This is a genomic window from Pseudomonas psychrophila, from assembly GCF_001043005.1.
In the GTDB taxonomy this organism is placed as follows: Bacteria; Pseudomonadota; Gammaproteobacteria; order Pseudomonadales; family Pseudomonadaceae; genus Aquipseudomonas; species Aquipseudomonas psychrophila.
Genome location: NZ_JYKZ01000013.1, coordinates 79,702 through 105,104, shown reverse-complemented (window position 1 = coordinate 105,104; position 25,403 = coordinate 79,702). Strand labels below are relative to the sequence as shown.

Below are 25,403 nucleotides of genomic sequence, written 5' to 3'. Positions count from 1 at the left end.
CTGTGCAACATGGCGCGCGTGTATCCACAAATGGGAACCCCTTATGAAACGTTTTCTTAGCATCGCCATGGCGTTGTGCATCGGTTTGACGATGAGCCTCGACGCGAACGCCAAGCGCTTCGGCGGCGGCAAAAGCGCTGGTGCAGCGCCTAGCCACCAAACGCGTCAGGCCGCTCCAGCTGCTGCTCCTGCCGCAGCTGCCGGTGCTGCAGGCGCCGCCGCTAAAGCCGGTGGTGCTTCGCGCTGGCTCGGCCCTCTGGCTGGCCTCGCAGCCGGCGGCCTGTTGGCGTCCATGTTCATGGGCGGCGGCTTCGAGGGCATGCAGTTCTTCGACATCCTGATCATGGCGGTCATCGCCTTCCTGATCTTCCGCTTTATCGCGGCCCGTCGTCGCAAGCAACAATCCGAGATGATGGCCCCTGCAGGTCACGCTCCACTGCAACGCGAAGCCTTTGACGCCAAGCCTGCACCTTCGTCGTTCTTCGGTGGCGGTTCGGCTGCTCCTGCGGCCCGTCCGGTGATCAATGCACCGGCCTGGTTCAATGAGCAGAACTTTCTTGAAGCTGCGCGCAACCATTTCCAGTCCCTGCAACAACACTGGGATGCCAACGAAATGGACAAGATCGCCGAGTTCGTAACCCCGCAGATGCTCGACTTCCTCAAGCGTGAACGCGCTGAGCTGGGCGATGGCTTCCAGTCCACCTACATCGACAACCTGACCGTGCAACTGGACGGCCTGGATGATCGTGCAGACAAAACCATCGCAACCTTGACCTTCAGCGGCGTGTCGAAAAACTCGCGCTTTGACCAGGGCGAAGCCTTCAGCGAAAGCTGGAACATGGAGCGTCAGCAAGGTGACAACCAGCCTTGGCTGGTAGCAGGTATCCGCCAGAACGGCTGATCCCGCCAGTAACACATGCGTTAACCAAAGCCCCGGACTTGTCCGGGGCTTTGCATTTCACGATTGCACTTATAACGAGCTACTGTATAAAGCGCGTCATATAAACCGCGCCATAGAGCATGAGGATTGAGGTCGTGGAAGAGATCATTGAAGAGCTACGCGAAAAAAACGAGCCTGTACCAGTTCCTCTGGAACTGCCTGAAGAAGACCAGTTGGTGGAAATCGAAGAACAGCTGTTCATTGATATCCCGTTTGTCTTCAGAGAGTTTCTGCTGACCGTCAGTGACGTGGTGTATGGCAGCCTGGAGCCGGTCACCGTGACCGATCCACAATCACACACCTACCTGCCGGAAGTGGCAGCCAACGCTTGGGATGCCGGCGTTGATCGCAGCTTGATCCCTATTTGCCAGGACGGTGACGACTACTACTGCGTAGAAGAAGACGGCACCGTGGTGCTGTGGTCCGGCGAAGAAGAACTCGTTACCGAAGAAACATGGGAATCGGTCTGGCACTGGGCGCGCGACGTCTGGCTGGAAAGCTGATACCTGCTTGATACCCGCTTTCCAGCCATTGGTCAGCGGGTTGTCAGTGCCCCCCTTCCTTGTGGTTATCCAGCGTCTCCAGCAGTGCAACCTGCATGCGCGTATGAATCCGGATAAACCAGCGCCACAACAGCGCAGCCACCCCCGCCGCGACCACTGCAATTACGATCAGCAACTCATTGGTGGGCAAGATGCTCGCTGACAATGCTGACAACAGCAGAAAGATCACCAGCAACGACAAGATCGGGATCACTTCTGAGATCACTCGACGCACGCGCTGAGTGTGGCGCCCGGCCATTTCCGGCTTGACCCCCATCTCCGCCAGGAGCATCGACAACGCTTTGAGCTTTCGATACGCCGCAATCAAAAACGGCAGTGACAGCAACAAGGCCACGCCCCAGATAATCCCTTTTTGCCAGCTCGGCTCCAGGATCCAGCCCTGCAAGAAACGGCCGATCCGGGGGGCGAAGTAACCACCCGCGAAGAAAATAGCGATGACCAGCGCCAGGTTAACGCCCACTTGCATCAATATTTTTCGGATCATCGCGGCCAACAAGGCCCCTTCTCCCTGCGGCTGAATACTGCGCAGCCATTCGCCATAGAGCCCGAACACCCGTGACACACGACCAGGCACCACCTGTGCCAGCTTGAGCGAGAGCGGGTCTGCGGCGCGAATCAAGTAAGGCGTCATCAGGGTCGTCAATACGGACACAGCCACCGCTACGGGGTACAGGAAGCTGCTGGTGACCTGCAATGTCATACCCAGTGCCGCGATGATGAAAGAAAACTCCCCAATCTGAGAAAGCCCCATCCCAACTCGCAGTGATGTGCGTCCGTCATTACCTGCGATAAATGCTCCAAGCCCGCAGGACAGCATCTTGCCCAGCACCACCGCAATGGTGATCACCACAATTGGCACCGCGTATTCCAGCAGGATTGCCGGGTCGAGCATCAGCCCGATGGCGACGAAGAAAATCGCACTGAACAAATCACGAACCGGCTCAATCAGGCGCTCGATTTTCAGCAACTGACGGGATTCGGCCATGATCGCCCCGATCAAAAACGCCCCGAGCACCATGCTGTATTCCAGTTTGACCACCAGCAGGCAGAAGCCAAAACACAGCCCCAGCACGGTGATCAGCAGCATTTCATTACTTTCGAATTTAGCCACATAGGCCAGCACACGCGGCACCAGCAAAATGCCAATAACCAGCGCCACAATCATGAACAACGACAATTTACCGACCGTCGAAAAAACTTCTTCGGGGCTGACACTGCCGCTGACAGCGATACTCGACAGCAGCGCAATGATTCCGATACCTAAAATATCTTCAACGATGAGCACGCCAAAAATCAGCTGTGCGAAGCGCTCGTTCTTCATTTTCAGGTCGTTAAGGGCTTTGACGATGATGGTGGTCGACGAAATGGCCAGAATTGCGCCTAAAAACAGCGAATCCATGGTGTTCCAATCAAACCAGCGGCCAATTTCGTAGCCGATCCAGATCATCAGCGTAATTTCCATAAACGCTGCAATAAAGGCAGTGGCTCCGACCTTGAACAACTTGCGCAGGCTGAACTCCAGCCCCAGGCAGAACATCAAGAAAATAACCCCCAGCTCGGCCAGGGTCTTGATCGTTTCTTCATCGTGGATCAGGCCAAACGGCGGGGTGTGCGGGCCAATAATAAATCCCGCAACGATGTACCCCAGCACCACCGGCTGCTTGAACCTGTGAAAAAGAATCGTCACCACACCTGCAACCAGCATGATGACTGCCAGATCCTGAATAAAACTGATGGCATGCATGGCATGGCGCTCCTTGTTTAATTGTCACCAGACAACAAGACGACAGACGCCGCCTGTTTGGCTGTGCGTATCGACCGTTTAAAATGTAGGAATTACCCGACTAATGGGCTTTTGCAGGTTAACACCGCGACTTCCAGCAGAAAGGCGGTGCAATATATGGAAACAGATGGATATGGGCGTGACGGCAGTCAAAACGGCAACGTCCCGTTAATAACTGTTTCAAAAATCGACAAGTATCCTCAGAGATACCCATTTCACTGCTGCAACACAACCACGAGCCTGCTGCTATGGAACCCGGAAACGCCCAACTGTCGATGACGGTCTTGATGACCCCGGACATGGCCAATTTTTCTGGCAATGTTCACGGCGGAACCCTTCTCAAGTACCTCGATGAAGTCGCTTACGCCTGCGCCAGCCGCTATGCGGGGCGTTATGTGGTCACCTTGTCGGTGGATCAGGTTATTTTTCGCGAACCGATTCATGTCGGCGAGCTGGTGACCTTTCTTGCATCGGTCAACTACACCGGCAACACCTCGATGGAAGTTGGCATCAAGGTCGTAACCGAAAATATCCGTGAACGCTCAGTGCGCCACACCAATAGCTGTTTCTTCACGATGGTAGCCGTGGACGACGACCGTAAACCGGCCGCTGTACCACCGCTACAGCCGTTGAACAGTGAAGACAAACGTCGCTTTATTCAGGGCAAGCAACGTCGCCAGATCCGTCAGGAACTGGAGCAGCGTTATCGTGAGTTGAAAGACGAGACGGTGTAAATGACCTGTGGGAGCGGGCCTGGTCGCGAAGGTCGTTCGCGAGCAGGCTCGCTCCCACAAAAAAACCGAATATGCTTACAAACTGATCGGCACTGCCTCAAACCGCACACGCGGATGAGCGATGCGGTCCTGGGACCGGACCAGCTGCAATTCGTAGCTGGTACAGGCCTGGGTTTCCAGCAGCACCTCGTGCACCGCCGCTGCTGTGAATTCAAAAGCAGCCAGCAGGCTGTCGCCCAGCAATACCCGCGCTAAAAATAATCCTGACGTCAGATCGCCCACACCCACCGGCTGACGCGGGAAGGCCAACAATGGACGGCGCAAGTGCCAGTTCCCTTCTGCCGTTACCAGCAGCATCTCAAAACTTTCTGCCGGCTTGCCGGGATATGACAAATGCTTCACCAGCACCGCTTTAGGGCCGCGGGCCAGCAGGCTGCGGGCCATCGCCAGGCAGTCAAACAACGATTGCGGATGGCGACCGCAAAAACTGTCCAGTTCCAGCTGATTGGGGCACAAAAAATCTGCCATCGCGACAGCTTCTTCAAGCAGGAAATCACTGACCTCCTGGGGGACGATGCAACCTTTCTCCGGGTGGCCCATCACCGGGTCACACAGGTACAGCGCATGGGGATTAACTGCCTTGATACGCGCCACGCCACTCAAAATTGCTCGCCCCTGAGCCGCACTGCCCAGGTAACCGGACAACACCGCATCACAGTTGCCCAGCTCACCGATGGCGGCAATTCCGTCAACAAGTGAAGGAATTTGCTCAGGAGCCAACACTTCGCCTGTCCACTGACCATACTGAGTGTGGTTGGAGAACTGCACCGTGTTCAGAGGCCAGACATTCACCCCCACACGCTGCATAGGGAAAACGGCTGCGCTGTTGCCGGCATGGCCGAAAACCACGTGGGATTGGATGGCTAGTAAATGAGGTGTACGTTTCATGCCGGATTCCAGACTACGGGTGGATTCAAGCCACGCAGTATGCGACGAAACGCGGCCTGTACGACAGGTTGAAGACGCAGTTAAGCTGAGCACAATCTGTTGGAGCACATGTAATGCTGACCTTAGGAAATATGTTTGTGCTGATGCTGCTGGCCACTGGCGCAGCCTGGCTATGGCACAACCACGGTTTGCGCGAGCGGGCGCTGGAACGCGTCAAACAGCACTGCAAAAATCTCGATATCGAGTTGCTGGATGAAAACGTGGCACTCAAAAAAATCGGCTTGATACCCGATGCCAACGGCAACAAACGCCTGGCCCGTGTGTATAACTTCGAATTCACGGTCACTGGGGATCAGCGTCATACCGGGACCATTACCCAGTTCGGTGCCCATAGCGCAAAAATCGAACTGCCGCCCTATCCGTTCCAAACCGAGCCTGAGCCAAGCGAGATTCCCAGCGCTCAAGTGATTGAGCTCAGCCAGTGGCGTCAGGAACACAGCAAGACCCGCCACTGAGCCCCCTCACACGCCTCACCTGCAAAGCACCTGTGGATAACTTCCCTGCAAAACAGGCTAAAACCATTGAGATAGACACTTCTCATGGTTTTTAGCCAAGGGAAATCAATGCGCACACTTAACCTTGTAGGACAATTTTACCAGCACAGAATCAGGTAAAACGTCCCGCTTTCTTGCTCTCGCCGTCCACCCACTCCCTAAAAAACGTCCTTTTTCAGGCAGTTTTCCAGCCCCGAGCGAAGCAAATCCAGGTCTTGGGGGTGATCAAAGATTAATTCGAGGCGTGAATCCCTGCGCCACTCACTCGGTTTCCACTCAGCGATCGAGTTATCCACAGAATTACTTGAAAACCAGCCCGCCGAGCCATGAATGACCAACTTGGCACGGCGCCAATTGAGGCTTTCAAGCCACAGCTGCAGCAAACCCAAATCAAACTGTCGAGAGGCATGCCAACGCCACCCCACACTCCAGGCTTCGGGCTGAAGCTGAGTCATTACAATGGGCGTGAGAGGGTCTGATAAGACGCTGCCGATTTGATTAAAATCCTTATAAATCAAAGAGTTATCCACAGCATGAGAATCATTCATACAGGCTGCAGGCAGCGTATTTAAAGGGATGCGGCCATGCTCGACCCATAAAACAGGGCACTTTGGCAGGCTGCATGCAATCTGCTCACGTTGCTCATTTGGGACACTATTAGATTTATTCATGACCACTAAACCAGCACTTTTCAGGGCTTCTTGCTGGGTTTCGGGCAAAGGTTTGTCTTGGGCCAAGGCCTGTGCATCGAGCACCATGACGCACGGCTGCAGCGCCAAAACACCCAGCCAGGGCGCCTCACTGAGTTGCTTCAAAATCTGTACGGGGTGACCCAAACCGGAAGGTTCAATAAACAATCGATCGGGGCGAGCCTTGCGTAATAGACGGCTCAAGCCGATCTGAAAAGGCGCGCCATTGACGCAGCACACGCAACCGCCCGCCACTTCGGCAATGGCAATTGCATCGTCTCCCTGACTCATCAGGGCCGCATCCAAACCTATTTGACCGAATTCATTCACCAACACTGCCCAGCGCTCGTGGGCGGGTTTTTGCGCCATCAGGTGCTGGATCAGACTGGTTTTGCCGGCGCCGAGTGGCCCGGCAATCACGTGGGTGGGTATGTTCTGCAACATGATCGCCAGCTTCTGTGTGGATCAAAGCAGCAATATGCCTCAGGCCAGCCAATCGAGGGTCAAAATCAATCGGCGCTCGCCCGGCGCCAATGCTGGCGAACGATGAATCAAGCCCGCACCCTCATTGCCCTGCCACTTTTCGCCTTTGAGCAAAGCTACCTCACCGGCATTGACTTGCTGGATCAACCCCGCCCGGGTTGGCTCGGCCTGCTGATGGCCCAGCTGCGAACGCTCCATCACACCCTCTTCCAACCATTGGCTGCCAATTCCCGCATAAGTGGTAATAAGTCGCACAGGTACGTGGTCCACATGAAATCGTGGGCACATGGCCTTATCCAGCGCCCTGAGACGCAGCCCAATGCGTTTTGCGCCCAACAGGCACGCATAGGCACTCACCAGCCAGGAAACATCGGCAATGAAGCCTGTATAGCCCTCCAGATCATTGAACCTTGAGGCAAGCCCCTGCAGGTTGGGCTGAGTTTTTTCATTGGGCATTTCAACAACAATGGCGTCAGCCAATGGCTCATCAAGCGAAAGCAATAGAGCCCCGAAATCAACGATATGCACAGGCAACTGACGCTGCCAGAGGGCCAGATTGACGTTTTCGTCGAGAATCTTCGTCATGACCTCCGGGGTTTGCCCGCAGGCCTGATGGGTCAAAGGCAGCGCTGTAGGGGCATAAGCGTTCATCATGCAGCCACCTCTTCATGCCATTCACCAAACGGATCATTCAGTTGTTTCCAGCTCGCTTCCCCCAATGCCATCTCAGCATCGCTGAGCAAGCAGGCGTCGAGTTCAAGCGTGAGAAGGGAGAAATCGATGTGCTGGCCTATAAACACCAACTCCTGACGGCAATCTGCAGTGTCTGGCAGCCATTTTTGAAGAATTTCCGCTCGGGTTTGCGGATCGTGCGGCCATTGGTCACGGGGTACAAAGCGCCACCAGCGCCCGGCAAATCCATAGCGCATCAGGCCGCCTGCCTGGGACCAACTGCCCGCCTCCTGATACTTGCTGGCCAGCCAGAAAAAGCCTTTGGAGCGCAGCAGCTTGCCGTTGGTCCAGGGACGCTCGATAAAATTATAAAAACGCTCGGGATGAAACGGACGACGAGCGCGGTAGGCGCTGGAAGCAATGCCATATTCGTCGGTTTCAGGTACATGCTCACCGCGCAATTCTTGCAACCAGCCGGGTGCCTGCGCCGCACGCTCAAAATCAAAGCGTCCGGTATCGAGAATTTTATGCAGCGGAACTTCACCCATGACCATGGGAATGATTTCTGCCTGAGCATTCAGGCGCTGCAAAATGGCGATTAATTCCTGCCTGTCGGCACGACTGATCAGGTCAATTTTGCTGATCAAAATAACGTCAGCGAACTCGATTTGCTCAATCAATAAATCAGTAATTGACCGTTCGTCGGATTCTCCAAGCGTTTCGCCCCGTGAGTCCAGGCTCTCTGCGGCTTGAAAATCCTGCAAGAAACTAAGGCCGTCCACCACCGTGACCATGGTGTCCAGACGGGCAACATCAGCCAGGCTTTGGCCCGTTTCGTCACGGAAAGTAAAGGTTTCGGCCACTGGCAGAGGCTCTGAAATACCCGTCGATTCGATCAATAAATAATCAAATCGTCCGTCCTTTGCCAATGCACTGACCTCCTCCAGCAAGTCTTCCCGCAGGGTGCAGCAGATGCAGCCATTGCTCATTTCGACGAGTTTTTCTTCAGCACGATTCAAGGTCACGTCGCGCTGAACGGCTCCGCCATCAATATTTATTTCGCTCATGTCGTTAACGATCACCGCCACGCGCAAGTTGTCGCGGTTACGCAAAATATAATTTAGCAGGGTGCTTTTTCCTGCTCCGAGAAATCCGGACAGCACTGTCACCGGCAGACGTTTAGGCATGGGAGTTCCTCATCAGGATTGGCAGGTCAAAGCGCCCGCTTGTTGGCTCGATCATTTTCGATCGTCGATAGTGATACATTATAACAATACAAAGTATTAAAATTGTTATTAAGTAACAAAACACCCACTCCCTCGATGGAAGCCCCTATGAATGCCCTCACCCTTCCCGACATTGCGTCACAAAACGCCCGACAAGCTGTCCCACTAGAATGGGTTGGAATGTGCGGTATTGCGCTGCCTGTTGTGATTGACGGTCAGAGACTCACCGCAACAGCCGATGCAGGTGTGAGCCTGGATGACGGTGAAGCCCGTGGGATTCATATGTCGCGACTTTATTTAGCGCTAAAAGTACTCGAGTCGCAGGACCTGAACCCTCTCGTTTTTAAAAAAGTTTTGCAGCAATTTCTCGATAGCCATGACGATTTATCGATCTGCGCCTACCTGCGAATTCACACCCACGTACTGCTTAAACGCCCCGCTTTAGTCAGCCCTTTGAGTGGTTGGAAGAGTTACCCAGTGAGTATCGATGCGTCTCTGAAAAACGGAATGTTCCACGTGGAACTAAAAATTGAGGTGGATTACTCATCGACTTGCCCGTGCTCAGCGGCATTGGCCAGGCAGTTAATCCAGCAACAATTCGTCAATGACTTCGCCAACAAACCACTCCAACACGCCGAAGTTTTAACCTGGCTTGGCAGTGCGCAGGGCATTGTTGCAACACCCCATAGCCAGCGCAGCACCGCCTATTTGCAGACTCTCCTCAGCACTGAACTGCAGCATTTCCCGATCAACATGCTTATCGATGAAGCAGAAGGCGCATTGGGTACCGCCGTACAAACGGCAGTGAAGCGTGCGGATGAACAAGCCTTCGCGTTAGCAAATGGTCAAAACCTGATGTTCTGTGAGGATGCAGCACGCCGACTGAATGTCGCTTTAAAGGTTGTCCCAGGCGTTAAAGGCTTCAACTTAAAAGTGGTACACGCCGAAAGTTTGCATAGCCATGATGCCGTGGCCGAGAGTCACTGGAACTGGAGAACACGATGATCCGCAAGAACCCGTCCGGTGATTTACCCCAGATTGCTGAGTCAGCGTACGTCGATAGAACCGCGATTATTTGCGGCAAGGTAGTCATTGGCGAAAACGTATTTGTCGGGCCATATGCCGTGATACGCGCCGACGAGGTGGACAGTCAGGGTGGCATGCTTGCGATCACTATCGGTGCCAATTCCAATATCCAGGACGGGGTGGTGATTCATTCGAAGTCCGGTGCGGCAGTCACTATTGGTGAGAGCACTTCGATAGCACACCGCTCCATCGTTCACGGCCCCTGCCGTGTAGGTGATCGAGTGTTTATCGGTTTCAACAGTGTGCTGTTCAATTGCGAGTTGGGGGACGGGTGTGTGGTACGGCATAACTCGGTCGTCGATGGCCGCGACCTGCCGGATAATTTTTACGTACCGTCCACGACCCGTATCGGGCCAAACACTGACCTGAGCCAATTTGCCCCGGTCAGTGTCAGTGCATCGGAGTTTTCAGAAGATGTAGCCCGCACCAATGTCGATCTGGTGCGCGGCTATAAAGCGCTGCAAAACGAGTTCTAATCAAGTGCGCGGTTTGACTGTTCCACAGTTTTGACCCAACCAGACAGCACGGGTATCCATGCTGCCCTTCTGCTGAATCCCGGTCGCGTTAAAGGTGCCATTAACTTGGGTGGTGAACTCACGATCACTGGCAAAAGTTGCCACACCTGCGCCCTGGGCTTTTGGACAACTAAAGCGAAACTTCCACTGATTTCCACTACGCTCAGTGATCTGCTGATTACATCCCGACTTGGGATCCGTCAGCGGGATGTCATCTGTTTTCACTTGATCAGGGGTGAGGCAGACACGAACACCTTTACCCGCCATGGTTAGCCCCTGGCTCTCCAGTTGGGCTTTTTGTTCCGGGGTCAGCATATTCTGTAATTGGCCTAACATTACCTGCAGTTCAGGTAATTGTTGGCCGTCTACCTGCATATTGCTGGAGCTGAGCTCCCAAAGCCCAGGCTGCAGCATTTGGGCCTGAGCCACCGGGATCGACAAACCACAGGCCATGAACAACCCAAGCAGACGAACATTCATCAAATAACTCCTACGCAATTGTCAGCGTTAGACGTCGAAAAAGGGCGAGTGTTGCAACCAACACCCTAAACAGGGACATTCACAACAGAACGTGGTCAGTCTGTCATTTGCATTGAACATTGAGGAGCAAGGATACGCATGGATTATCTAGGCCCGCACGTATTTGGTTATCTGATTTTATTAATCCACAGCTTAGGCTTGATTGCTGCCGTACATGCGGTCTTAACCGTCAGGACGGCCCAAGGCTCGATTGCCTGGGCCATGTCATTGTTCTTCATTCCATACTTCACACTCATTCCGTATCTGATTTTTGGGCGCAGTACGTTTGACGATTACATTCGCGCCCGGCGTGATGCCAATCAGGAGATGCGCGAAGCCATCACTCACCTGAGCTGGCGACCTTGGGTTGAAGAAGCACTCGCTGCACGCAACTCAAAAGCTTATGCCTCGTTACGGGCGATGCCCAGGTTGGGGCGCATGCCCTGCCTGGCAAACAACAACGTGCGTTTGTTAATCAACGGCACAGCTACATTCGACGCTATTTTTGAAGCCATCCGCGCAGCAAAAGAAGTCGTGCTGGTCCAGTTCTTCATCGTTCACGACGATGTGTTGGGGATGAAGCTGCATGCACTGCTCCTGGAAAAAGCAGCTCAAGGGGTCGCGGTGCATCTGCTCTATGACAGTATCGGCAGTCATGCCCTGCCCAACAGTTATGCCGAGTCTTTGCGCGCAGGCGGTGTTCAATCGTATGCATTTGCCACACATGGCGGTTGGATCAGTCGCTTCCAGGTGAACTTTCGCAACCACCGAAAAGTGGTCGTTGTAGACGGGGTGCGGGGCTTTGTTGGAGGGCACAACGTAGGGGATGAATACCTTGGGGCGAAGCCACCGTTGTCTCCATGGCGCGATACCCATGTCGAGGTCACCGGACCGGTGGTGGCCTGCCTGCAGGAGTCCTTTGCGGAAGACTGGTTCTGGGCTGCGCGCAAACTGCCCCCCCTGATCCTGCCTCAAAGCTATCCGGACGGTGGCGTACTCTGCCAGTTTCTGGCCAGCGGTCCTGCAGATCCGTACGAGACCTGTTCGTTGTTTTTCGTGGAAGCCATCCATGCCGCCAATCACAGGGTGTGGATTACGACCCCCTACTTTGTTCCCGATGAGGCGGTGTTCTCAGCCTTGAGGCTCGCCGTACTGCGGGGTGTCGATGTACGGATCCTGATACCTTCGCGCCCGGACCATAAAATTGTGTATGCAGCATCCAGCCTTTACGCCTTCGAAGCGGTTCACGCAGGCGTGCGGATCTTCCGTTATCAACCCGGTTTTGTGCATCAAAAAGTGGTGTTGGTGGATGACGAAATCAGCGCCATTGGCAGTGCCAATATGGACAACCGTTCGTTCCGTCTCAACTTTGAAGTGATGCTGCTTACGGTCGACGAAGCGTTCGCCAGAGAGGTCGAGCATATGCTGCTCGATGACTTCGCGCTGGCCCGCGAAATCACTGAAGCGGATATCAAGGCCACACATCGATTGCAGCAACTGGGCATGCGAATCGCCCGCCTGGTTTCGCCTGTTCTATAAAAAAGGCCGTGACGCTCCAGTCCAGGGTGGTCTGTTGACGTCACGGCCTTTTCTCTACTTTGTAAAAAGCTGTCAGCGATAAATATCCGCTCGGGTCGGTGGCAGCTCCAGCGAGCCATCGGCATGTGGCTTGGTCGCCAGAATCTGGTCGATGTTGATCCACCCATGAGCAAAGGCATAGGCACACCCAGCCAGATACAGCCGCCAAATACGCAGCGCTTGTTCCGGTACTTGTTTGGCTGCAGCCTCAAGGTTTTGCTCGAGACGCTGGCTCCAGTGCTCCAGTGTGCGCGCGTAATGCAGGCGCAAACTTTCGACATCCACCACTTCCAGTCCCGCCTCGCTGATCTCGGCAGTCATCATCGACAGATGCGGCAACTCCCCGTTGGGGAACACATAACGGTCGATGAAATCTCCTGCTCCCCGTCCTACCTGACGACCATCGGTGTGCTTGGAGGTAATCCCGTGATTCATCACCAGTCCGCCCTCACGCACGGCCTTGGACAGAATCTCGCAATACTCGCGAAGGTTGGCGTGCCCCACGTGTTCGAACATCCCAACGCTGACAATTTTATCGAACCGCCCATCTTGGGGCAGATCCCGATAGTCCAGCAGTTGCAGATCAACCTTGTCCTGCAAGCCTTCGGCGTTAACCCGCTCGCGAGCCAATGTGAGTTGCTCTTTGCTCAGGGTGATTCCGAATACCTTGACCCCGTACTCCCTCGCGGCAAAACGCGCCAGCCCGCCCCACCCACAACCAACATCCAATAAATATTCGCCGGGTTTGAGCCGCAGCTTGCGACATAGCAGGCGGAACTTGGCTTGCTGTGCTTCATCCAGGCTCTCTTCCCCGGTTTCGAAATACCCACAGGAATAGGCCATGTCGCGGTCGAGCCACAACTGGTAGAAGTCGTTGGAGAGATCGTAGTGATACGAAATGGACTCGGCATCCGTGGCTTTGTCGTGATGAACGCGAGGCGGTGGAGTGTCGTCCTCATCGTCCAACAATGCCTGACTCAATTCATCGCACACGCGAATGGCTTCGCTGATAGAGCCTTCCAGTTCAAGCCGACCCTCAACAAAAGCACTGCCCAGAAGGTCCAGACTGGGATGGGTAAATTGAGCCACCAGGGTTGGGTCCTTGACCACAATCGTGACGCTGGGTGTCGGGCCAAAATTGAACTCGTGACCGTCCCACAGCCTTAGCCGTAATGGAAGTTGAAGTTTCTGTAAGGCCGGCGGAAGTTGCGCGAGCATCTGTGTTCCTCCTTCAGTTCAGATATCAAAACTATAGGTTAGACGAATAACGTACGCTGTCAGTTTCATGGACCAGAGGTGTGCACTAGAGCGGGTACAGCCCCCTTATCTAAATCATGCCCCGGGAGGCTTAAGCGCCACCAAAGGCTCATGAAACCTCAACAAACGCCCTGCATTACCCAATACCAGTAACGTGCTGAGGTTATGCAACACGGCAGCAATCATTGCGCCGGCCGCACCCAGCCAGCCAAACGCCGCGCCAGCCACGATGGCCAGGGTCCAGCCCAAACCGATGATCACGTTGACCTGCAACGTATGACGACACTCGCGACTCAGGCGCACGCAGGTTCCCAGCCGCCGCAAGTCACTCCCTATCAACACGATGTCCGATGACGCCAGCGCGATATCCGCCCCGCCTGCGCCCATGGCAACCCCGACCACACCGGCCTTGAGCGCCAGCGAATCGTTGATGCCATCACCTACCACCATGGGCCGAAAACCGTTGTCGATTTCACTTAAAACGCGATCAAGTTTGTCTTCGGGAAGTGCCTGCGCCTGAACTTCGCTGATACCGACGGTATGTGCCAACTGCTCAGCCACGCTCTGGCGATCACCGGTCAGCAACACCTGACGCCCAAGCCCAAGCTCGCGCAGTTCGCTCAACGCCTGCCGGGCTTCAGGTTTGATGCTGTCCGCCAGCAGCAACCAACCCAGAAAGTTGCCATTGAGCGATAGCCCGGCAATGGGCCCGTCGTGCTCCGGCACGGAGGTCGTGCAGATACCCAACTGGCTTAATAACTCAGGGCGGCCCAAAGCGGCTTCACCCCGCTCGGTGGTCGCCACGACGCCCAACCCTTGACGCTCGCGAACGTCATTCAGAGTGAGCATCTGCTCGTGACTCACCACTGCGGCCAAGGCCCGGCTCACCGGGTGGCTGCTGGCTGCACCCAAACTGGCGGCCAGTTGCAACAGCGGTTGTTGCTCGGCGACGTCGGTCTCAATAGCCAGCAAGCGCAGGGTGCCGTACGTCAGGGTTCCGGTTTTATCCACCACCAACGAAGTGAGGTCCGCCAACTCTTCGAGAAATGCCGAGCTGCGGATCAGAATGCCGTGACGCGCAGCGACGGCAATTCCGGCAATCGCCGTGGCGGGTGCCGACAACACCAATGCACAAGGGCATGCTGCTACCAACACTGCGAGCATCGCCTGAGCGTCGTTGGTGGTGAACCAGGTCACGGCTGCAATCATCAATACCAACACCATGTAGCCACCGGCATAGCGCTCAAGCAATCGGGTAATCGGTGGCTTGGCGCGCTCGGCGTTTTGCATCAGGGCGATGACCTTGCCCAGCGTCGACTCCTCGCCAGTACGCGTGACTTGAACACGCAGCAAGCCATCCAGGTTGATCGCACCACCAAAGATCGGCATGCCACTACTGACCTCAAGCGGCACCGACTCCCCGGTAATCGAGGCGGTGTCGAGACTGGCCTGCCCCGTCAGCACCACACCATCGGCGGGCACTCGGTCACCGGCGCGCACCTCCACCTCATCACCGCTCTTGAGGGTGGCGTTGTCGACTTCCAGCAAACTGCCGTCCGCCTGAAATAAACGCGCCTGACTGCGGGTCAGTTTGCCCAATGCGTGGATCGCTTCCTGTGAGCCGATCACACTGCGCTCTTCAAGTACGTGGCCAAAAATCATGATGATCGGCAACAGGGCCGCCGTCAGTAAATCTCCCGTAGCCCAGGCTCCGAGCATGGCCAAAGCAATCAACTGGTCAGTGATCCCGTGCAGGCTTGGATAACGCAGGCTGTACCAGGCCGAACGCATCACCGGTATAGCCACCAGTAGTGACGCGACACCAAGCAGTAAATGACTGACGCCAATTTGTGTCGGCAGCAACCAGCGCCATACCAACCCCAAACCCAACAAGCCCAGCGCCAGCATGGCCAGGGTCAATTGGCGCGCTGCGCTGCGTTGCTCGGCGCCGGACAGCAGGCTGACGGCAGGTTGTGTCGCGGACGTGCTCATTGTTCGGCTCCCTGAATAATCAGGCGGGAATCATCATTAGGGTCAACGCTGGTGACAGAACCGGCCTGCCCCAAAATGTGCGGCATGCGTTCGCGGTACAGACGTAGCATCAAGCCCGGGTCATTACCGGCCCGCTGCACCTTGGCCAAATTGATGATGGTGGATGTGTCCGCCTGAGCGCGGGCCAAACGTTCACTGGCCTGAGCCTGGGCCTGCTCGACACTGCGGTCAGCTTGTTGCGTGGCGGACTGGGTAACTTTGGCAGCTTCATTACGGGCTGTTGCCACCGCTTGTTCGGCGTGCTGACTGGCCGTCAGTACCGCGTTGAAGGCATTCACTGCAGGCCCCGGCAAACTGGATTGCACATCAACGCGCACAACGTCCAGGCCCAGGCTCTGGCCTGTCGCACTCAGGGCTGCAAGTTGCTGATTGATGCCCTGCACCAAATCACCGCGCAAACGCTCGCGGCGTTCCGCCGCCTGGCTGTCACTGCCGATCAGTTCGGGACGTGCCACCAGAATGGTGTCCAGGTCGCGAGCAGCCGTCAGGGCCACCGCGCTACGGGTCACCAATCGATCCAGCGCTGGCAGGACGTGTTCACCTTGCAGCACAAACGCGTAGGGTTCGGTGACGTTGTAAAACACCCGCACATCCAGTTGCACCACACCCGCATCGCCGGTCAGCAAATACCCGGAGCCGGCTAACGCATCGTTGATCGGCGTAGCAAACGTAGCCACCCGGTCTGCCTGCAGCGCAGCATCAGAACGCAGGAGGTTTTGTACCCGGCGTTCACTCACACGGTCTGCAGCAGGAACGATCACTACTTGCTCGAAAGGCCTTGGCCACGCCAACAGCAAACCGGCATTTTGAATACGGTCCAGCGCGCCCAGGCGTAACACCACAGCGCGGTTTTGCGGATCGATCTGGCGCACGTTAGAACCCCCCCACGCCACAGCGGCGAAAATCGTAACCGCGTACAGGCCCAAAAAAGCCAGCCGTCCGGCTTGCTGCCACGGGCTGCTGGCTTTTTTTGTCTGCTCAGATGGGTGGCTCATTGCTGTGATCCAGTCTTGGTATCCAGCTTGGGTGGCCCGTCTACCAATACTCGAAACGGTGCGGCATCGGTGCGCAGAATAATTTTAGTGCCCGGATTGACCATCGTGCCCAGCGTATCGAGGGAGCGCAGTTCGTTGTACAGCTCAGGCGAACTGGCATAGGCCCGGCCGTAAATCTGAGCGGCTTCGACCCGGGATTGGGCTTCAATGTCAGCAGCTTTGATGCCGGCATCGGCCTGGAGAATTCGCGCATCGCGCTCGGCTGCTGAACGAATTTGCGCTGCTTCGCGTTTGCCCACAGCGGTGCGCTCAGTGGCAATTGTTTCGCGTTCGGCACGCATGCGATCGACCGTGGCCGTGAGCGTGACCGACGGCAATGTCAGCCGCTCCACGCCTACTTGCAGCACGCGTACCCCATAAGTGCTGAGCAGCTGCTGTTCGATCTGCTGGCGCAATTGCGCTTCAAAATCGGCAATCTTGACCTTACTGGCATCCGTATTCACCAGGCTTGAAAGATCAAAGCTAGCGGTTGTGGTTTCCAGTGCAGAGCCGACAAAAGTGCGAATCTGCCGGGCCGCTTCGTCCGGCTGATTTTGCACGGCACGCATGAAGCGCTGCACATTCTCGGCATCAGGTTGTACCTGCCAGGCCACGTAGGCTTGCACAATAATCCGCAAACCGTCGCGGGTGCCCACGTCTTGCAGGCCACTGGACGTGGTGCGCAGACGCAAGTCTACCGGCACGCTGACTTCAAACGGTGCCGGCCAGCGCCAACCCAAACCCGGTTCCAGCAGCACCCGGGCCGGGTTGCCAAAGCGGGTGATGACCGTGGCTTCGCCAGAACGTACTTGCACCAGGCTTGCAGCGGCCATGGCGAACAGCACCAGCAGCGCCGCCCAACCCATGCGTCTCCACGGGAACGGGCTCGGCTCGTGGGCGTCGCCATGATGGTGATGGCCGTGGTGTGCACAGCCATGATGATGGCCGTTGTGATCATGAGATTGAGACACAAGAAAGCTCCTTACTGAGCAACTTTACGCGGCGCGACAGGATCGGCCGGCAGCGTGAAAGAACGCAGATCGAGGGTCGGCGTGCTGCTGCCCCCGAGGCGATGGTCGAGGATCAGCAATTTGGCGTTGTTCAGCCCCAGGCTTAATTGGCTCAAGTACTGCTCCAGCAGGAACGCATGGCCGGCGCTGGCGTAGGCTTTTTGTTCGGCGCCAAAGCGCAGGTCAGCCGTCTGTGCGGTGGCGTTTACTTCACGCGCCAGCGCATGGGCCTGGTCCAGCAAGATGCTGGCCTGTAATTGCGCGACGTTGCTTTGCTCGCTCGCCGCCCCCCGCTCCCGGGCAATCAGGGCCTGGGCACTGATTTGTGCAGCCTGGACACCGTGATAGGCATTGGCTGCACCGGCCGGGGGATGGATGGCTTCGACCACAGTGGCGAGAATTTCGACGCCGCTGTCGAGGGAATCCAGATCGGCTTGAACGGCACGACCGATATCATCGGCCAACGCACTGCGCTGCTCACCGAGCACACCATCGAGCGTACGCGAGGCAAAGTCGTGTACCAGAATGCGGCTCGCGGTACTGCGGATCAGCGTGGGTACATCATTGCTGTGGTAAGTAGCCGCAATGGCGGCATGGTCGCTCAGCCCAATGCGGTACACAAAACGGACGTCCATGTTGACGATCTGAAAGCCCTGCTTGTCGCCACTGTCGCTGGCAATCACCTGGGACTTGTCGTTCACATGGGTGGCGTCCCACAACCGATTGGCGCTAAGTGGAGGCAAGCCATCAGCAGGCGTGAGCAACGGATCGGACGACGATTCGGTGCTAGTCGCCAGTTCATGTACCCCACCATTTTCGACCGTCAACACCCGCCCCAAAGGCCACGGCAAACCTGCGTGCAAACCCGGCCCCAACACGTCGACCGGTTCACCGAAGCGCTCATAAATGCCGCGACCTTGCAGCGGGATTTCGTTCACACCGCTCAGTGCCCAGCCGGTCACGATAACCACCGCCAGCACCGGGAAGAACGCTTTACGCATGTACGTAAACGCCCAGATCTGGCGCAGATCGATGCCAAAGCGGTTATGCAGTTCGAGTTGCAGCGCCAATAATGGCTGAGGGGGCCAACGCAACATGCCCGCGACAAAGCTTTGCGCAATCATGCGGGGTTCAAACGTGTCGCGACGCGGACTGAACAGCGCCGCCACAGCACGCAAGACGTACTCAATGGCCACCGCCGCCGGCAACAGTCCTGTCAATACGGCTAAACGGGATGGCCATAACGCATCGTCGCTACTGAATAACAGGCATAAGGCGCTCAGTAATAACGTCAGGATGGGCACGCGAACCAGCGGTGCCAGCCAACGGGCTTCAGGCCATTGAGCGGGCAGTTGCTGCGCCAGATACCGCTCGAACACAAGCAACGCAAACGCCATTAGAACCGCAACGCCTGCACCGATGCTGCCCCAGGTACCCAACGCCACACCCGGCAGTGCCATGTTCCAGGTGTGCTGCACACTCCACCAGGCCGTGGCGCCCAGCCCGGCGAGCCATAAGACAGGCGCACCGATAGTGGCCAGCACATGTTGCATCCCGGCAGTAAATCGTTGGCTCAAGCGGTCGATACCGCTCATTTGTAGATCCGGTACCTGCTCGGTCACATCTGGGACCGTGTGGAGGGCAGCCTGGCGCCAACTCGCAACCCAGTAGGCCGATTGAGCCCCTGCCGCCAGCACCAGCATGGCTGCTGCGTTGTTACCCAGTAGTACAGGCCACAGCGACTGCGACGAAAACAGACCAATAAAAAACGCCAGCGCCCAGGCCATGATCGCTAAAGCAGCCAGTAAAAACCCTGACCGATAAAGCTGACGAGCCTGAACGCCGGCGCTTTGAAATCGAGGTAGAGACTCAAGGCCACCCTCCTCGGCATCTAAATCGACGCGCATGGACATTCTCACTTATGAAATATCTAGTAACGATATCGCAGAAATGATGAAACTTTTGTCCAGCTTACGCATTCTTCATCTTTGCTGGATAGAGCGCGCAAATCCTGTGGGAGCCGGACTTACCCGCGATGCAGGCAACCCGGTGTATCCAAAAACAGGGGTGAGGTGAACGAGAGCAAACCTGCTCCCTCACCCCGTCAGTGCAATCACTCGGGGTGAGCAATCAACTGTTTGGCAAGCGCTTCGAATGCCGGAATGGTGACCGGATCGTTTGCGGAGTTACTGGCAATCGGATTGGAGGCATAGCGCACGATCACCATCTCGGCTTTCGGGTCGATGTAGGTACGCTGACCATAAACACCGCGAGCCATAAAGGCGCCGTCGGTGTTGTGCGTTACCCACCACATGTTGCGATAGCTGCTGCCCTTGAGCAGGTCATAACCGGCCTTGGCAAAGGCCGCTTTATCACCACCGGCACGGATATCATCGACGACCGCTTTGGGTACGATTTGCTGCCCAAGATACTGACCGTTGTTGCGGATCATCTCGCCGAACCGGGCCATGTCCCGTAGTCCGGTATTCAGACCGCCGCCTGCGAACGGAGTACCGATTGAATCGACGGTAAAATAAGCCGCTTGTTCAGCACCGATGCGCTGCCAGATTTTTTCGGACAATAATTGCGCAACATTCTTGCCGGTCACCCTCGCAATCACCCAGCCCAGTACATCGGTATTCACTGTTTTATAGGCGAAGGCCTCACCGTGCTCACCTTCAGGCTGAACCGTCTGTAAATACTCCATATAGGTTTGCGGGCCGGTGTAATCCTTGGGTTTAGGCAGCGGGTTACCGGCCTGTGCGTGCTTCCAGACTTCGGCATTGGGATCGGCATAATCTTCGCTGTATTTGAGCCCCGTGGTCATGTCCAGCACCTGACGCAAGGTGGCATTGCCAAAAGCCGACGAGGCCAACTCCGGCACATACGCTGCGATTTTCTTATTGGCATCCAGTGTGCCATCAGCCACCAGCATCGCGCCCATGGTGCCAACCACCGACTTGGTCATCGACATTGCGGCGTGCTGGCCTTCAGGGTTCAGGACGCCAAAATAGCGCTCGTACACAATTTTTCCGCGATGTAATACAACGATGCCGTCGGTGTAGTTCGCGGCCAAGGATTGCTCCCATGTCATCGGTTGCTTGCTGCCCAATGGTACAAAGGTCAAACCGTCGATATCCGTACGCAAGGCGCTGGCCAGCGGAACGGGATCACCCAAGCCACGGGAAACATTGGTGGTGGGCATCAATTGGCGAAAATTTGAAACACTCCAGCGCATGGCCGGAAACTGGAAGTAACTGCCATCGGCAAAACGTACGATGCGATCAGGGGGTGGCGGTGCGCCGATCATCCAGCCCATCTTTGCCGGATCGCTGGCGGAAGCATCGGGGTAACTGGTTTTATCGCCTGCACAGGCAACTGAAGCTGCCAGGCATGAAAGTAAAAAAAACGCGCTGGTGCGCACGGGTTTGAAAAATTGTTTAAACATCGAATATTCCTTTTCAGTTCAAGGCCGCACACCACCTTGCGATTTAACAGTGGGAAGGTATAGCCCACCACAGCTCACACAGGTTGAACTGCAGAGCTGTAATTTATATTTTTATTTTTTCAATCAACGCTTCCAACTGATGAAAGTCGCTGTGGATATTTCTTTCACGGCTCCAGATCATGTCCAGAGTAAAGGTTGGAAAGCCTGCTGGCGGTTCGAGAACTTTAATTTTTGGCGGTACATTTAACGTCGCAACTATTTTTTTCGGAATCACGATCAGCGCGGGCACGGCCAATAAAATAGTGACTCCCGCGTGATAGGAATTGGCACGGGTAAAAATATTTCTCCTGCGCGACTGTTTTTCCAACCAGCCATCCACCATGTTTTTTTCCGATAACCACGGTGTCGGGAATACCTGTGGTGTTTCACAAAACTCATCGATACCCAAAGCGGTTTTCGGTTGGTGTTTTGGCACGCTGGACAAACACACAAAAGAATCTTCATTGAGGCTGCGGTACCCCAACAACGGATGGCGCTGGTGATACCCGGGGCCGAAGCCAAAGCACACGTCGATATCCGAGGACAACATGTCGTTGATCGGCAGATCCCTGCCCAAACGGCTCACGCTCAACGACCAGTTGTGCCCGGTTGAACGTGCTTGCTGCAACAGCGTGGGCAACATCAGGATTTCAAAGTATTCCGGGGCCGTGATGTTCCACTGACGCGGCGCGCCGCTCTGCTCGGCCCCCTCTTTGGCGCATTGGTTAATGCACTGCATGATGCTTTGCAGATAAGGCTTCATGGCCAGCACTCGCGCCGTCGGCTGCATGGCGCCCTCACTGCTTTCGAACAGTTTGTCGTCGAAACAGTGTCTGAGTTTTTTCAGGCTGTAACTGATACTCGACTGACTGAGATTCAAGATTTCTGAAACCCGCTTGGCGCTGCGGTTTTCGATCAACAACAAAACAATCGAAATATCCTGCATATCCAATTGTCTCAGAGCATTGGTGTACAGCATGCCGCCTCCTTGCTGAGGTTATCCACAGGCCAGAAACAATTCGACCCGCAGCGCGGGTCGAGTGGGTGTGAATCCTGAGAATTAGAACTGTTGCACCCAGTAATGACAAGACATCCACATACATTTGATGAGTCTCTGGGGGGGATTAAAGGACACAACGATGCATCGCTGATCATTGTGATTGACAGTCGGCCTCATCAAGGCTTGAGCGTTCAACGGGTTCGGGTTCGGCTTTACCCGCGTTATGTCTTAAAATAGCCGGTTGCCGAAAGAACCGTCATGACCATAACCATGAAGGGCTTCCAACTTTTACAAATAAGTGTGGTTAAGATGAACAAGCCTTTCATTTCGCTGTGCCCTGAAATTACTCGGGCGCACGCGCTGACGCTGATGGACTGGTTGGAGGATGAGCGCGTCACCTGCTATCTGAGCGATTCGCGTCACGTCTCCCGCTCCATCGAGCAAGTGATCGATCGAACTCAATTGCCGATCCTGACCCATCTATTCAACCAGGGCGGCCGATTCTTCATGGCCTATGACCGGCATGACGCTCCGGTGGGCTTTGTCCGTCTAATCAAGACCGGCTCAAATTGCGAGATAGTCCTGGTCATCGGAAACAGCGACAAATGGGGCCGAAATCTTGGCGCTCGCACGATCCGCGAAGGCATGAAACTGGCCTTTCTCGACATGCGGGCAAAGAAACTCATCGCCAAGATCCACCCTGACAACGCACGCTCGCTGAAAGCCTTTCTGCGCAGCGGCTTTGTGCTTGAGAGCGAAACACCGACATTGAAGTCATTTTCGATGACAGCAGGGCGCTATCTCCAACTCTTGCGCGAAGGTGCCGTTGACGACTCCACCAGGATCTACATCACTGAAATCGACAAGGCCAGGCTCGAGAGTCTCATCGCACTCGAGCAAGGCCCGGCTGTTGTTGAACTCGAACATGAGCTTGAGCGAGCCATTGTCGTCAAGCCACAACAGGTGGCGTGCAATGTCGTGACGATGAACTCCAGGGCTTTGCTGCAGCTGGACGACGAAGAGATCGAAGTGGCCTTGGTCTACCCTGAAGACGCGGACAGTAACGCCGGGAGGCATTCCGTGTCTTCCGACATCGGCGCCGCCATCCTGGGCTATCAGGAGGGGGATACCATCGACTGGCGAATTTCTGATCGGACTCGCCGAATTGAGATCAGGAAAGTGCTTTACCAGCCGGAGGCGGCGGGTCATTTCCACCTGTAATCGCCTTGTGCTCAGTGTTCGTCCATAAGACGTCAGGCCCCCAAAAGGATGGGAGCCTGGCCTTGCGTACCTGAGCGGCCCGTTGGATGGTCAAGTTGTGAAAAGCAGGCAGCCGCAGGACTGACTGAGCTGGCTCCTGCGACAGCTTTAACTCTCTAAATCCAGTACTACTGGATTTAGAGAAATGATACCCACTGTCGCGGTAGGATTTATTCCACGGTGACGGATTTAGCTAGGTTACGTGGCTGGTCTACGTCAGTGCCTTTGAGCACAGCTACGTAGTACGACAGCAATTGCAGAGGGATGGTGTAGAGGATCGGCGCCAGCACATCGTGGATATGCGGCATGTTGATCACATGGGTGCCTTCCCCATTGGTCATGCCTGCCTGTTCATCAGCAAACACAATCAGTTCACCCCCACGGGCACGAACTTCTTGAAGGTTGGATTTCAGTTTTTCCAACAATTCATTGTTCGGTGCAACGGTTACTACCGGCATGTCGTTATCCACAAGCGCCAGAGGGCCGTGCTTCAACTCGCCCGCTGGATACGCTTCAGCGTGGATGTACGAAATCTCTTTGAGCTTGAGTGCACCTTCCATTGCCACCGGGAATTGAGCACCACGGCCCAGGAACAGGGTGTGGTGTTTGTCGGCGAACAATTCAGCCACTTTTTCGATAATCGAATCCATCGCCAGGGCTTCGCCCAAACGTGCCGGCAAACGACGCAACTCTTCAACCAGCTGAGCTTCAACGCCTGCTTCCAGGGTGCCGCGAACCTGGCCCAGGGACAGGGTCAGCAGCAACAGGCCCACAAGCTGGGTGGTGAACGCTTTGGTGGAAGCCACGCCAATTTCACGACCGGCTTGGGTCAGCAGCGTCAGGTCAGACTCACGTACCAGCGAGCTGATGCCCACGTTGCAAATCGCCAGACTGCCAAGGAAGCCCAGTTCTTTTGCATTTCGCAGTGCGGCGAGAGTGTCTGCGGTTTCGCCCGACTGCGAGATCGAAACAAACAGGGTGTCTGGCTGAACGACGACTTTGCGGTAGCGGAATTCGCTCGCCACTTCGACTTGGCACGGAATACCGGCCAGGCTTTCAAGCCAGTAACGCGCAACCATGCCGGCGTGATAGCTCGTGCCACAGGCTACGATCTGAACATTGCGAACCTTGGCGAACAATTCCTTAGCTTGTGGACCGAAGGCTTGAACCAGTACGTGGTCCTGACCCAAGCGGTTTTCCAGGGTGCGCTGCACCACGGCTGGCTGTTCGTGGATTTCCTTGAGCATGTAGTGGCGGTATTCACCTTTGTCAGCGGCTTCAGCACCATCACTGTACTGAACGGTTTCGCGCTGAACGCTTTGGCCATCGACATCCCAGATCTGAACACTGTCACGATGGATTTCAGCGATGTCGCCTTCTTCCAGGTACATGAAGCGGTCAGTTACCTGGCGCAATGCCAATTGGTCGGATGCCAGGAAGTTTTCCCCAAGACCCAAACCAATCACCAGCGGGCTGCCGCTACGGGCTGCAACCAGACGATCCGGCTGTTTGGCGCTGATCACGGCCAAACCATAGGCACCGTGCAACTCTTTAACGGTGGCTTTGAGAGCCGCGGTCAGGTCGTGGTTGGCTTTGAGTTTGTGCTCAAGCAAGTGAGCAATGACTTCAGTGTCAGTGTCCGAGGTGAACACGTAACCCAGGCCTTTGAGTTGCTCGCGCAGGGCTTCATGGTTTTCGATGATGCCGTTGTGCACCACGGCCAGATCGGAGCCGGAGAAATGCGGGTGAGCGTTACGCTCGCACGGCGCGCCGTGAGTTGCCCAGCGGGTGTGGGCAATGCCCAGACGACCTGCCAATGGTTCACCGGCCAGCGCTTGCTCAAGTTCTGCAACTTTACCGTTGCGGCGCATGCGTTCCAGGGTGCCATTGTTGGTGAAAACAGCAACACCAGCACTGTCGTAACCACGGTATTCAAGTCGTTTCAGGCCTTCAAGCAGAATGGCCGTGATATTGCGTTCAGCGACTGCGCCTACAATTCCGCACATAAAATTC

The 25,403-nt window shown here is 55.7% G+C and carries 22 protein-coding genes; 8 read left to right on the top strand and 14 right to left on the bottom strand.

Annotated features, from left to right (window positions below; all coding sequences use genetic code 11):
* Window positions 1–43: 43 nt before the first annotated feature.
* A complete protein-coding gene (locus TU76_RS21210; RefSeq protein ID WP_019826921.1) occupies window positions 44–901 on the top strand; it encodes a Tim44 domain-containing protein in 858 nt (285 codons plus the stop codon).
* A gap of 134 nt (window positions 902–1,035) precedes the next feature.
* Window positions 1,036–1,443: an SMI1/KNR4 family protein gene (locus tag TU76_RS21205; RefSeq protein WP_016782918.1), complete on the top strand. Its 408-nt coding sequence runs from the start codon at window positions 1,036–1,038 to the stop codon at window positions 1,441–1,443.
* Between the two features lie 43 nt (window positions 1,444–1,486).
* On the opposite strand, the gene TU76_RS21200 is transcribed toward TU76_RS21205, so the two are convergent.
* Window positions 1,487–3,247 (bottom strand): cation:proton antiporter, encoded by a 1,761-nt coding sequence (locus TU76_RS21200; protein WP_048352455.1) that lies wholly within the window; start codon window positions 3,245–3,247, stop codon window positions 1,487–1,489.
* Window positions 3,248–3,534: 287 nt separating this feature from the next.
* On the opposite strand from TU76_RS21200, the gene TU76_RS21195 reads away from it, so the two are divergent.
* On the top strand, window positions 3,535–4,020 hold the full coding sequence (locus TU76_RS21195; RefSeq protein ID WP_019826917.1) for an acyl-CoA thioesterase: 486 nt from the start codon (window positions 3,535–3,537) through the stop codon (window positions 4,018–4,020).
* Window positions 4,021–4,095: 75 nt separating this feature from the next.
* On the opposite strand, the gene pdxY is transcribed toward TU76_RS21195, so the two are convergent.
* The gene (gene pdxY, locus TU76_RS21190) at window positions 4,096–4,968 is read right to left on the bottom strand and encodes a pyridoxal kinase PdxY (RefSeq protein ID WP_019826915.1); all 873 of its coding nucleotides are present in this window, start codon (window positions 4,966–4,968) and stop codon (window positions 4,096–4,098) included.
* 113 nt (window positions 4,969–5,081) lie between these two features.
* Between pdxY and TU76_RS21185 the strand changes: the two genes are divergently transcribed.
* Window positions 5,082–5,483, top strand: coding sequence for a DUF3301 domain-containing protein (locus tag TU76_RS21185; RefSeq protein WP_019826913.1), 402 nt, complete (start codon window positions 5,082–5,084; stop codon window positions 5,481–5,483).
* Window positions 5,484–5,680: 197 nt separating this feature from the next.
* On the opposite strand, the gene TU76_RS21180 is transcribed toward TU76_RS21185, so the two are convergent.
* The 3 genes from TU76_RS21180 to zigA are packed head-to-tail and all read right to left on the bottom strand — an operon-like array spanning window position 5,681 to window position 8,553.
* The gene (locus TU76_RS21180; protein WP_046809492.1) at window positions 5,681–6,655 is read right to left on the bottom strand and encodes a CobW family GTP-binding protein; all 975 of its coding nucleotides are present in this window, start codon (window positions 6,653–6,655) and stop codon (window positions 5,681–5,683) included.
* A 39-nt stretch (window positions 6,656–6,694) separates the two neighbouring features.
* Window positions 6,695–7,345, bottom strand: coding sequence for a DUF1826 domain-containing protein (locus TU76_RS21175; protein WP_046809516.1), 651 nt, complete (start codon window positions 7,343–7,345; stop codon window positions 6,695–6,697).
* A complete protein-coding gene (gene zigA, locus TU76_RS21170; protein WP_046809493.1) occupies window positions 7,345–8,553 on the bottom strand; it encodes a zinc metallochaperone GTPase ZigA in 1,209 nt (402 codons plus the stop codon). The genes TU76_RS21175 and zigA overlap by 1 nt, the downstream gene beginning before the upstream one ends.
* A gap of 147 nt (window positions 8,554–8,700) precedes the next feature.
* Between zigA and folE2 the strand changes: the two genes are divergently transcribed.
* Together folE2 and TU76_RS21160 are read left to right on the top strand one after the other, a co-directional pair.
* On the top strand, window positions 8,701–9,597 hold the full coding sequence (gene folE2 / locus TU76_RS21165; protein WP_019826906.1) for a GTP cyclohydrolase FolE2: 897 nt from the start codon (window positions 8,701–8,703) through the stop codon (window positions 9,595–9,597).
* A complete protein-coding gene (locus tag TU76_RS21160; protein WP_019826904.1) occupies window positions 9,594–10,154 on the top strand; it encodes a gamma carbonic anhydrase family protein in 561 nt (186 codons plus the stop codon). The genes folE2 and TU76_RS21160 overlap by 4 nt, the downstream gene beginning before the upstream one ends.
* Here the strand turns inward: TU76_RS21160 and TU76_RS21155 are convergent, their stop codons facing one another.
* Window positions 10,155–10,673, bottom strand: coding sequence for a DUF3617 domain-containing protein (locus tag TU76_RS21155; protein ID WP_019826901.1), 519 nt, complete (start codon window positions 10,671–10,673; stop codon window positions 10,155–10,157). It lies immediately after the preceding gene.
* A gap of 138 nt (window positions 10,674–10,811) precedes the next feature.
* Between TU76_RS21155 and cls the strand changes: the two genes are divergently transcribed.
* Window positions 10,812–12,251: a cardiolipin synthase gene (gene cls / locus TU76_RS21150; protein ID WP_048352454.1), complete on the top strand. Its 1,440-nt coding sequence runs from the start codon at window positions 10,812–10,814 to the stop codon at window positions 12,249–12,251.
* 72 nt (window positions 12,252–12,323) lie between these two features.
* On the opposite strand, the gene cfaB is transcribed toward cls, so the two are convergent.
* The 7 genes from cfaB to TU76_RS21115 form a co-directional block, all read right to left on the bottom strand.
* Window positions 12,324–13,508, bottom strand: coding sequence for a C17 cyclopropane fatty acid synthase CfaB (gene cfaB / locus TU76_RS21145; protein WP_019826897.1), 1,185 nt, complete (start codon window positions 13,506–13,508; stop codon window positions 12,324–12,326).
* Window positions 13,509–13,622: 114 nt separating this feature from the next.
* Window positions 13,623–15,539, bottom strand: coding sequence for a cation-translocating P-type ATPase (locus tag TU76_RS21140; protein WP_048352453.1), 1,917 nt, complete (start codon window positions 15,537–15,539; stop codon window positions 13,623–13,625).
* Window positions 15,536–16,594: a protease modulator HflK gene (hflK, locus tag TU76_RS21135; RefSeq protein ID WP_046809495.1), complete on the bottom strand. Its 1,059-nt coding sequence runs from the start codon at window positions 16,592–16,594 to the stop codon at window positions 15,536–15,538. Before hflK (TU76_RS21135) ends, TU76_RS21140 begins: the two co-directional genes overlap by 4 nt.
* Entirely contained in the window at window positions 16,591–17,499 is a 909-nt protein-coding gene (hflC, locus tag TU76_RS21130) for a protease modulator HflC (RefSeq protein WP_019826893.1), read from the bottom strand. The genes hflK (TU76_RS21135) and hflC overlap by 4 nt, the downstream gene beginning before the upstream one ends.
* 116 nt (window positions 17,500–17,615) lie before the next feature.
* A complete protein-coding gene (gene hflK / locus TU76_RS21125) occupies window positions 17,616–19,550 on the bottom strand; it encodes a protease modulator HflK (RefSeq protein WP_019826892.1) in 1,935 nt (644 codons plus the stop codon).
* A 206-nt stretch (window positions 19,551–19,756) separates the two neighbouring features.
* Window positions 19,757–21,091 (bottom strand): serine hydrolase domain-containing protein, encoded by a 1,335-nt coding sequence (locus TU76_RS21120; protein WP_048352452.1) that lies wholly within the window; start codon window positions 21,089–21,091, stop codon window positions 19,757–19,759.
* A gap of 103 nt (window positions 21,092–21,194) precedes the next feature.
* Window positions 21,195–22,109, bottom strand: coding sequence for a LysR family transcriptional regulator (locus tag TU76_RS21115; protein ID WP_019828676.1), 915 nt, complete (start codon window positions 22,107–22,109; stop codon window positions 21,195–21,197).
* A 279-nt stretch (window positions 22,110–22,388) separates the two neighbouring features.
* Between TU76_RS21115 and TU76_RS21110 the strand changes: the two genes are divergently transcribed.
* Window positions 22,389–23,351 (top strand): bifunctional GNAT family N-acetyltransferase/nucleoside diphosphate kinase regulator, encoded by a 963-nt coding sequence (locus TU76_RS21110; protein ID WP_019828674.1) that lies wholly within the window; start codon window positions 22,389–22,391, stop codon window positions 23,349–23,351.
* A gap of 209 nt (window positions 23,352–23,560) precedes the next feature.
* Here TU76_RS21110 and glmS read toward each other — a convergent pair whose 3' ends face one another.
* Window positions 23,561–25,396, bottom strand: coding sequence for a glutamine--fructose-6-phosphate transaminase (isomerizing) (gene glmS / locus TU76_RS21105; RefSeq protein WP_048352451.1), 1,836 nt, complete (start codon window positions 25,394–25,396; stop codon window positions 23,561–23,563).
* Window positions 25,397–25,403 lie beyond the last annotated feature (7 nt).

Coding starts and splice junctions, on each gene's coding strand:
- TU76_RS21210 (WP_019826921.1), top strand. CDS start 44: ATGAAACGTTTTCTTAGCATCGCCATGGCGTTGTGCATCGGTTTGACG.
- TU76_RS21200 (WP_048352455.1), bottom strand. CDS start 3,247: ATGCATGCCATCAGTTTTATTCAGGATCTGGCAGTCATCATGCTGGTT.
- TU76_RS21195 (WP_019826917.1), top strand. CDS start 3,535: ATGGAACCCGGAAACGCCCAACTGTCGATGACGGTCTTGATGACCCCG.
- pdxY (WP_019826915.1), bottom strand. CDS start 4,968: ATGAAACGTACACCTCATTTACTAGCCATCCAATCCCACGTGGTTTTC.
- TU76_RS21185 (WP_019826913.1), top strand. CDS start 5,082: ATGCTGACCTTAGGAAATATGTTTGTGCTGATGCTGCTGGCCACTGGC.
- TU76_RS21180 (WP_046809492.1), bottom strand. CDS start 6,655: ATGTTGCAGAACATACCCACCCACGTGATTGCCGGGCCACTCGGCGCC.
- TU76_RS21175 (WP_046809516.1), bottom strand. CDS start 7,345: ATGAACGCTTATGCCCCTACAGCGCTGCCTTTGACCCATCAGGCCTGC.
- zigA (WP_046809493.1), bottom strand. CDS start 8,553: ATGCCTAAACGTCTGCCGGTGACAGTGCTGTCCGGATTTCTCGGAGCA.
- folE2 (WP_019826906.1), top strand. CDS start 8,701: ATGAATGCCCTCACCCTTCCCGACATTGCGTCACAAAACGCCCGACAA.
- TU76_RS21160 (WP_019826904.1), top strand. CDS start 9,594: ATGATCCGCAAGAACCCGTCCGGTGATTTACCCCAGATTGCTGAGTCA.
- TU76_RS21155 (WP_019826901.1), bottom strand. CDS start 10,673: ATGAATGTTCGTCTGCTTGGGTTGTTCATGGCCTGTGGTTTGTCGATC.
- cls (WP_048352454.1), top strand. CDS start 10,812: ATGGATTATCTAGGCCCGCACGTATTTGGTTATCTGATTTTATTAATC.
- cfaB (WP_019826897.1), bottom strand. CDS start 13,508: ATGCTCGCGCAACTTCCGCCGGCCTTACAGAAACTTCAACTTCCATTA.
- TU76_RS21140 (WP_048352453.1), bottom strand. CDS start 15,539: ATGAGCACGTCCGCGACACAACCTGCCGTCAGCCTGCTGTCCGGCGCC.
- hflK (WP_046809495.1), bottom strand. CDS start 16,594: ATGAGCCACCCATCTGAGCAGACAAAAAAAGCCAGCAGCCCGTGGCAG.
- hflC (WP_019826893.1), bottom strand. CDS start 17,499: ATGGGTTGGGCGGCGCTGCTGGTGCTGTTCGCCATGGCCGCTGCAAGC.
- hflK (WP_019826892.1), bottom strand. CDS start 19,550: ATGCGCGTCGATTTAGATGCCGAGGAGGGTGGCCTTGAGTCTCTACCT.
- TU76_RS21120 (WP_048352452.1), bottom strand. CDS start 21,091: ATGTTTAAACAATTTTTCAAACCCGTGCGCACCAGCGCGTTTTTTTTA.
- TU76_RS21115 (WP_019828676.1), bottom strand. CDS start 22,109: ATGCTGTACACCAATGCTCTGAGACAATTGGATATGCAGGATATTTCG.
- TU76_RS21110 (WP_019828674.1), top strand. CDS start 22,389: ATGACCATAACCATGAAGGGCTTCCAACTTTTACAAATAAGTGTGGTT.
- glmS (WP_048352451.1), bottom strand. CDS start 25,396: ATGTGCGGAATTGTAGGCGCAGTCGCTGAACGCAATATCACGGCCATT.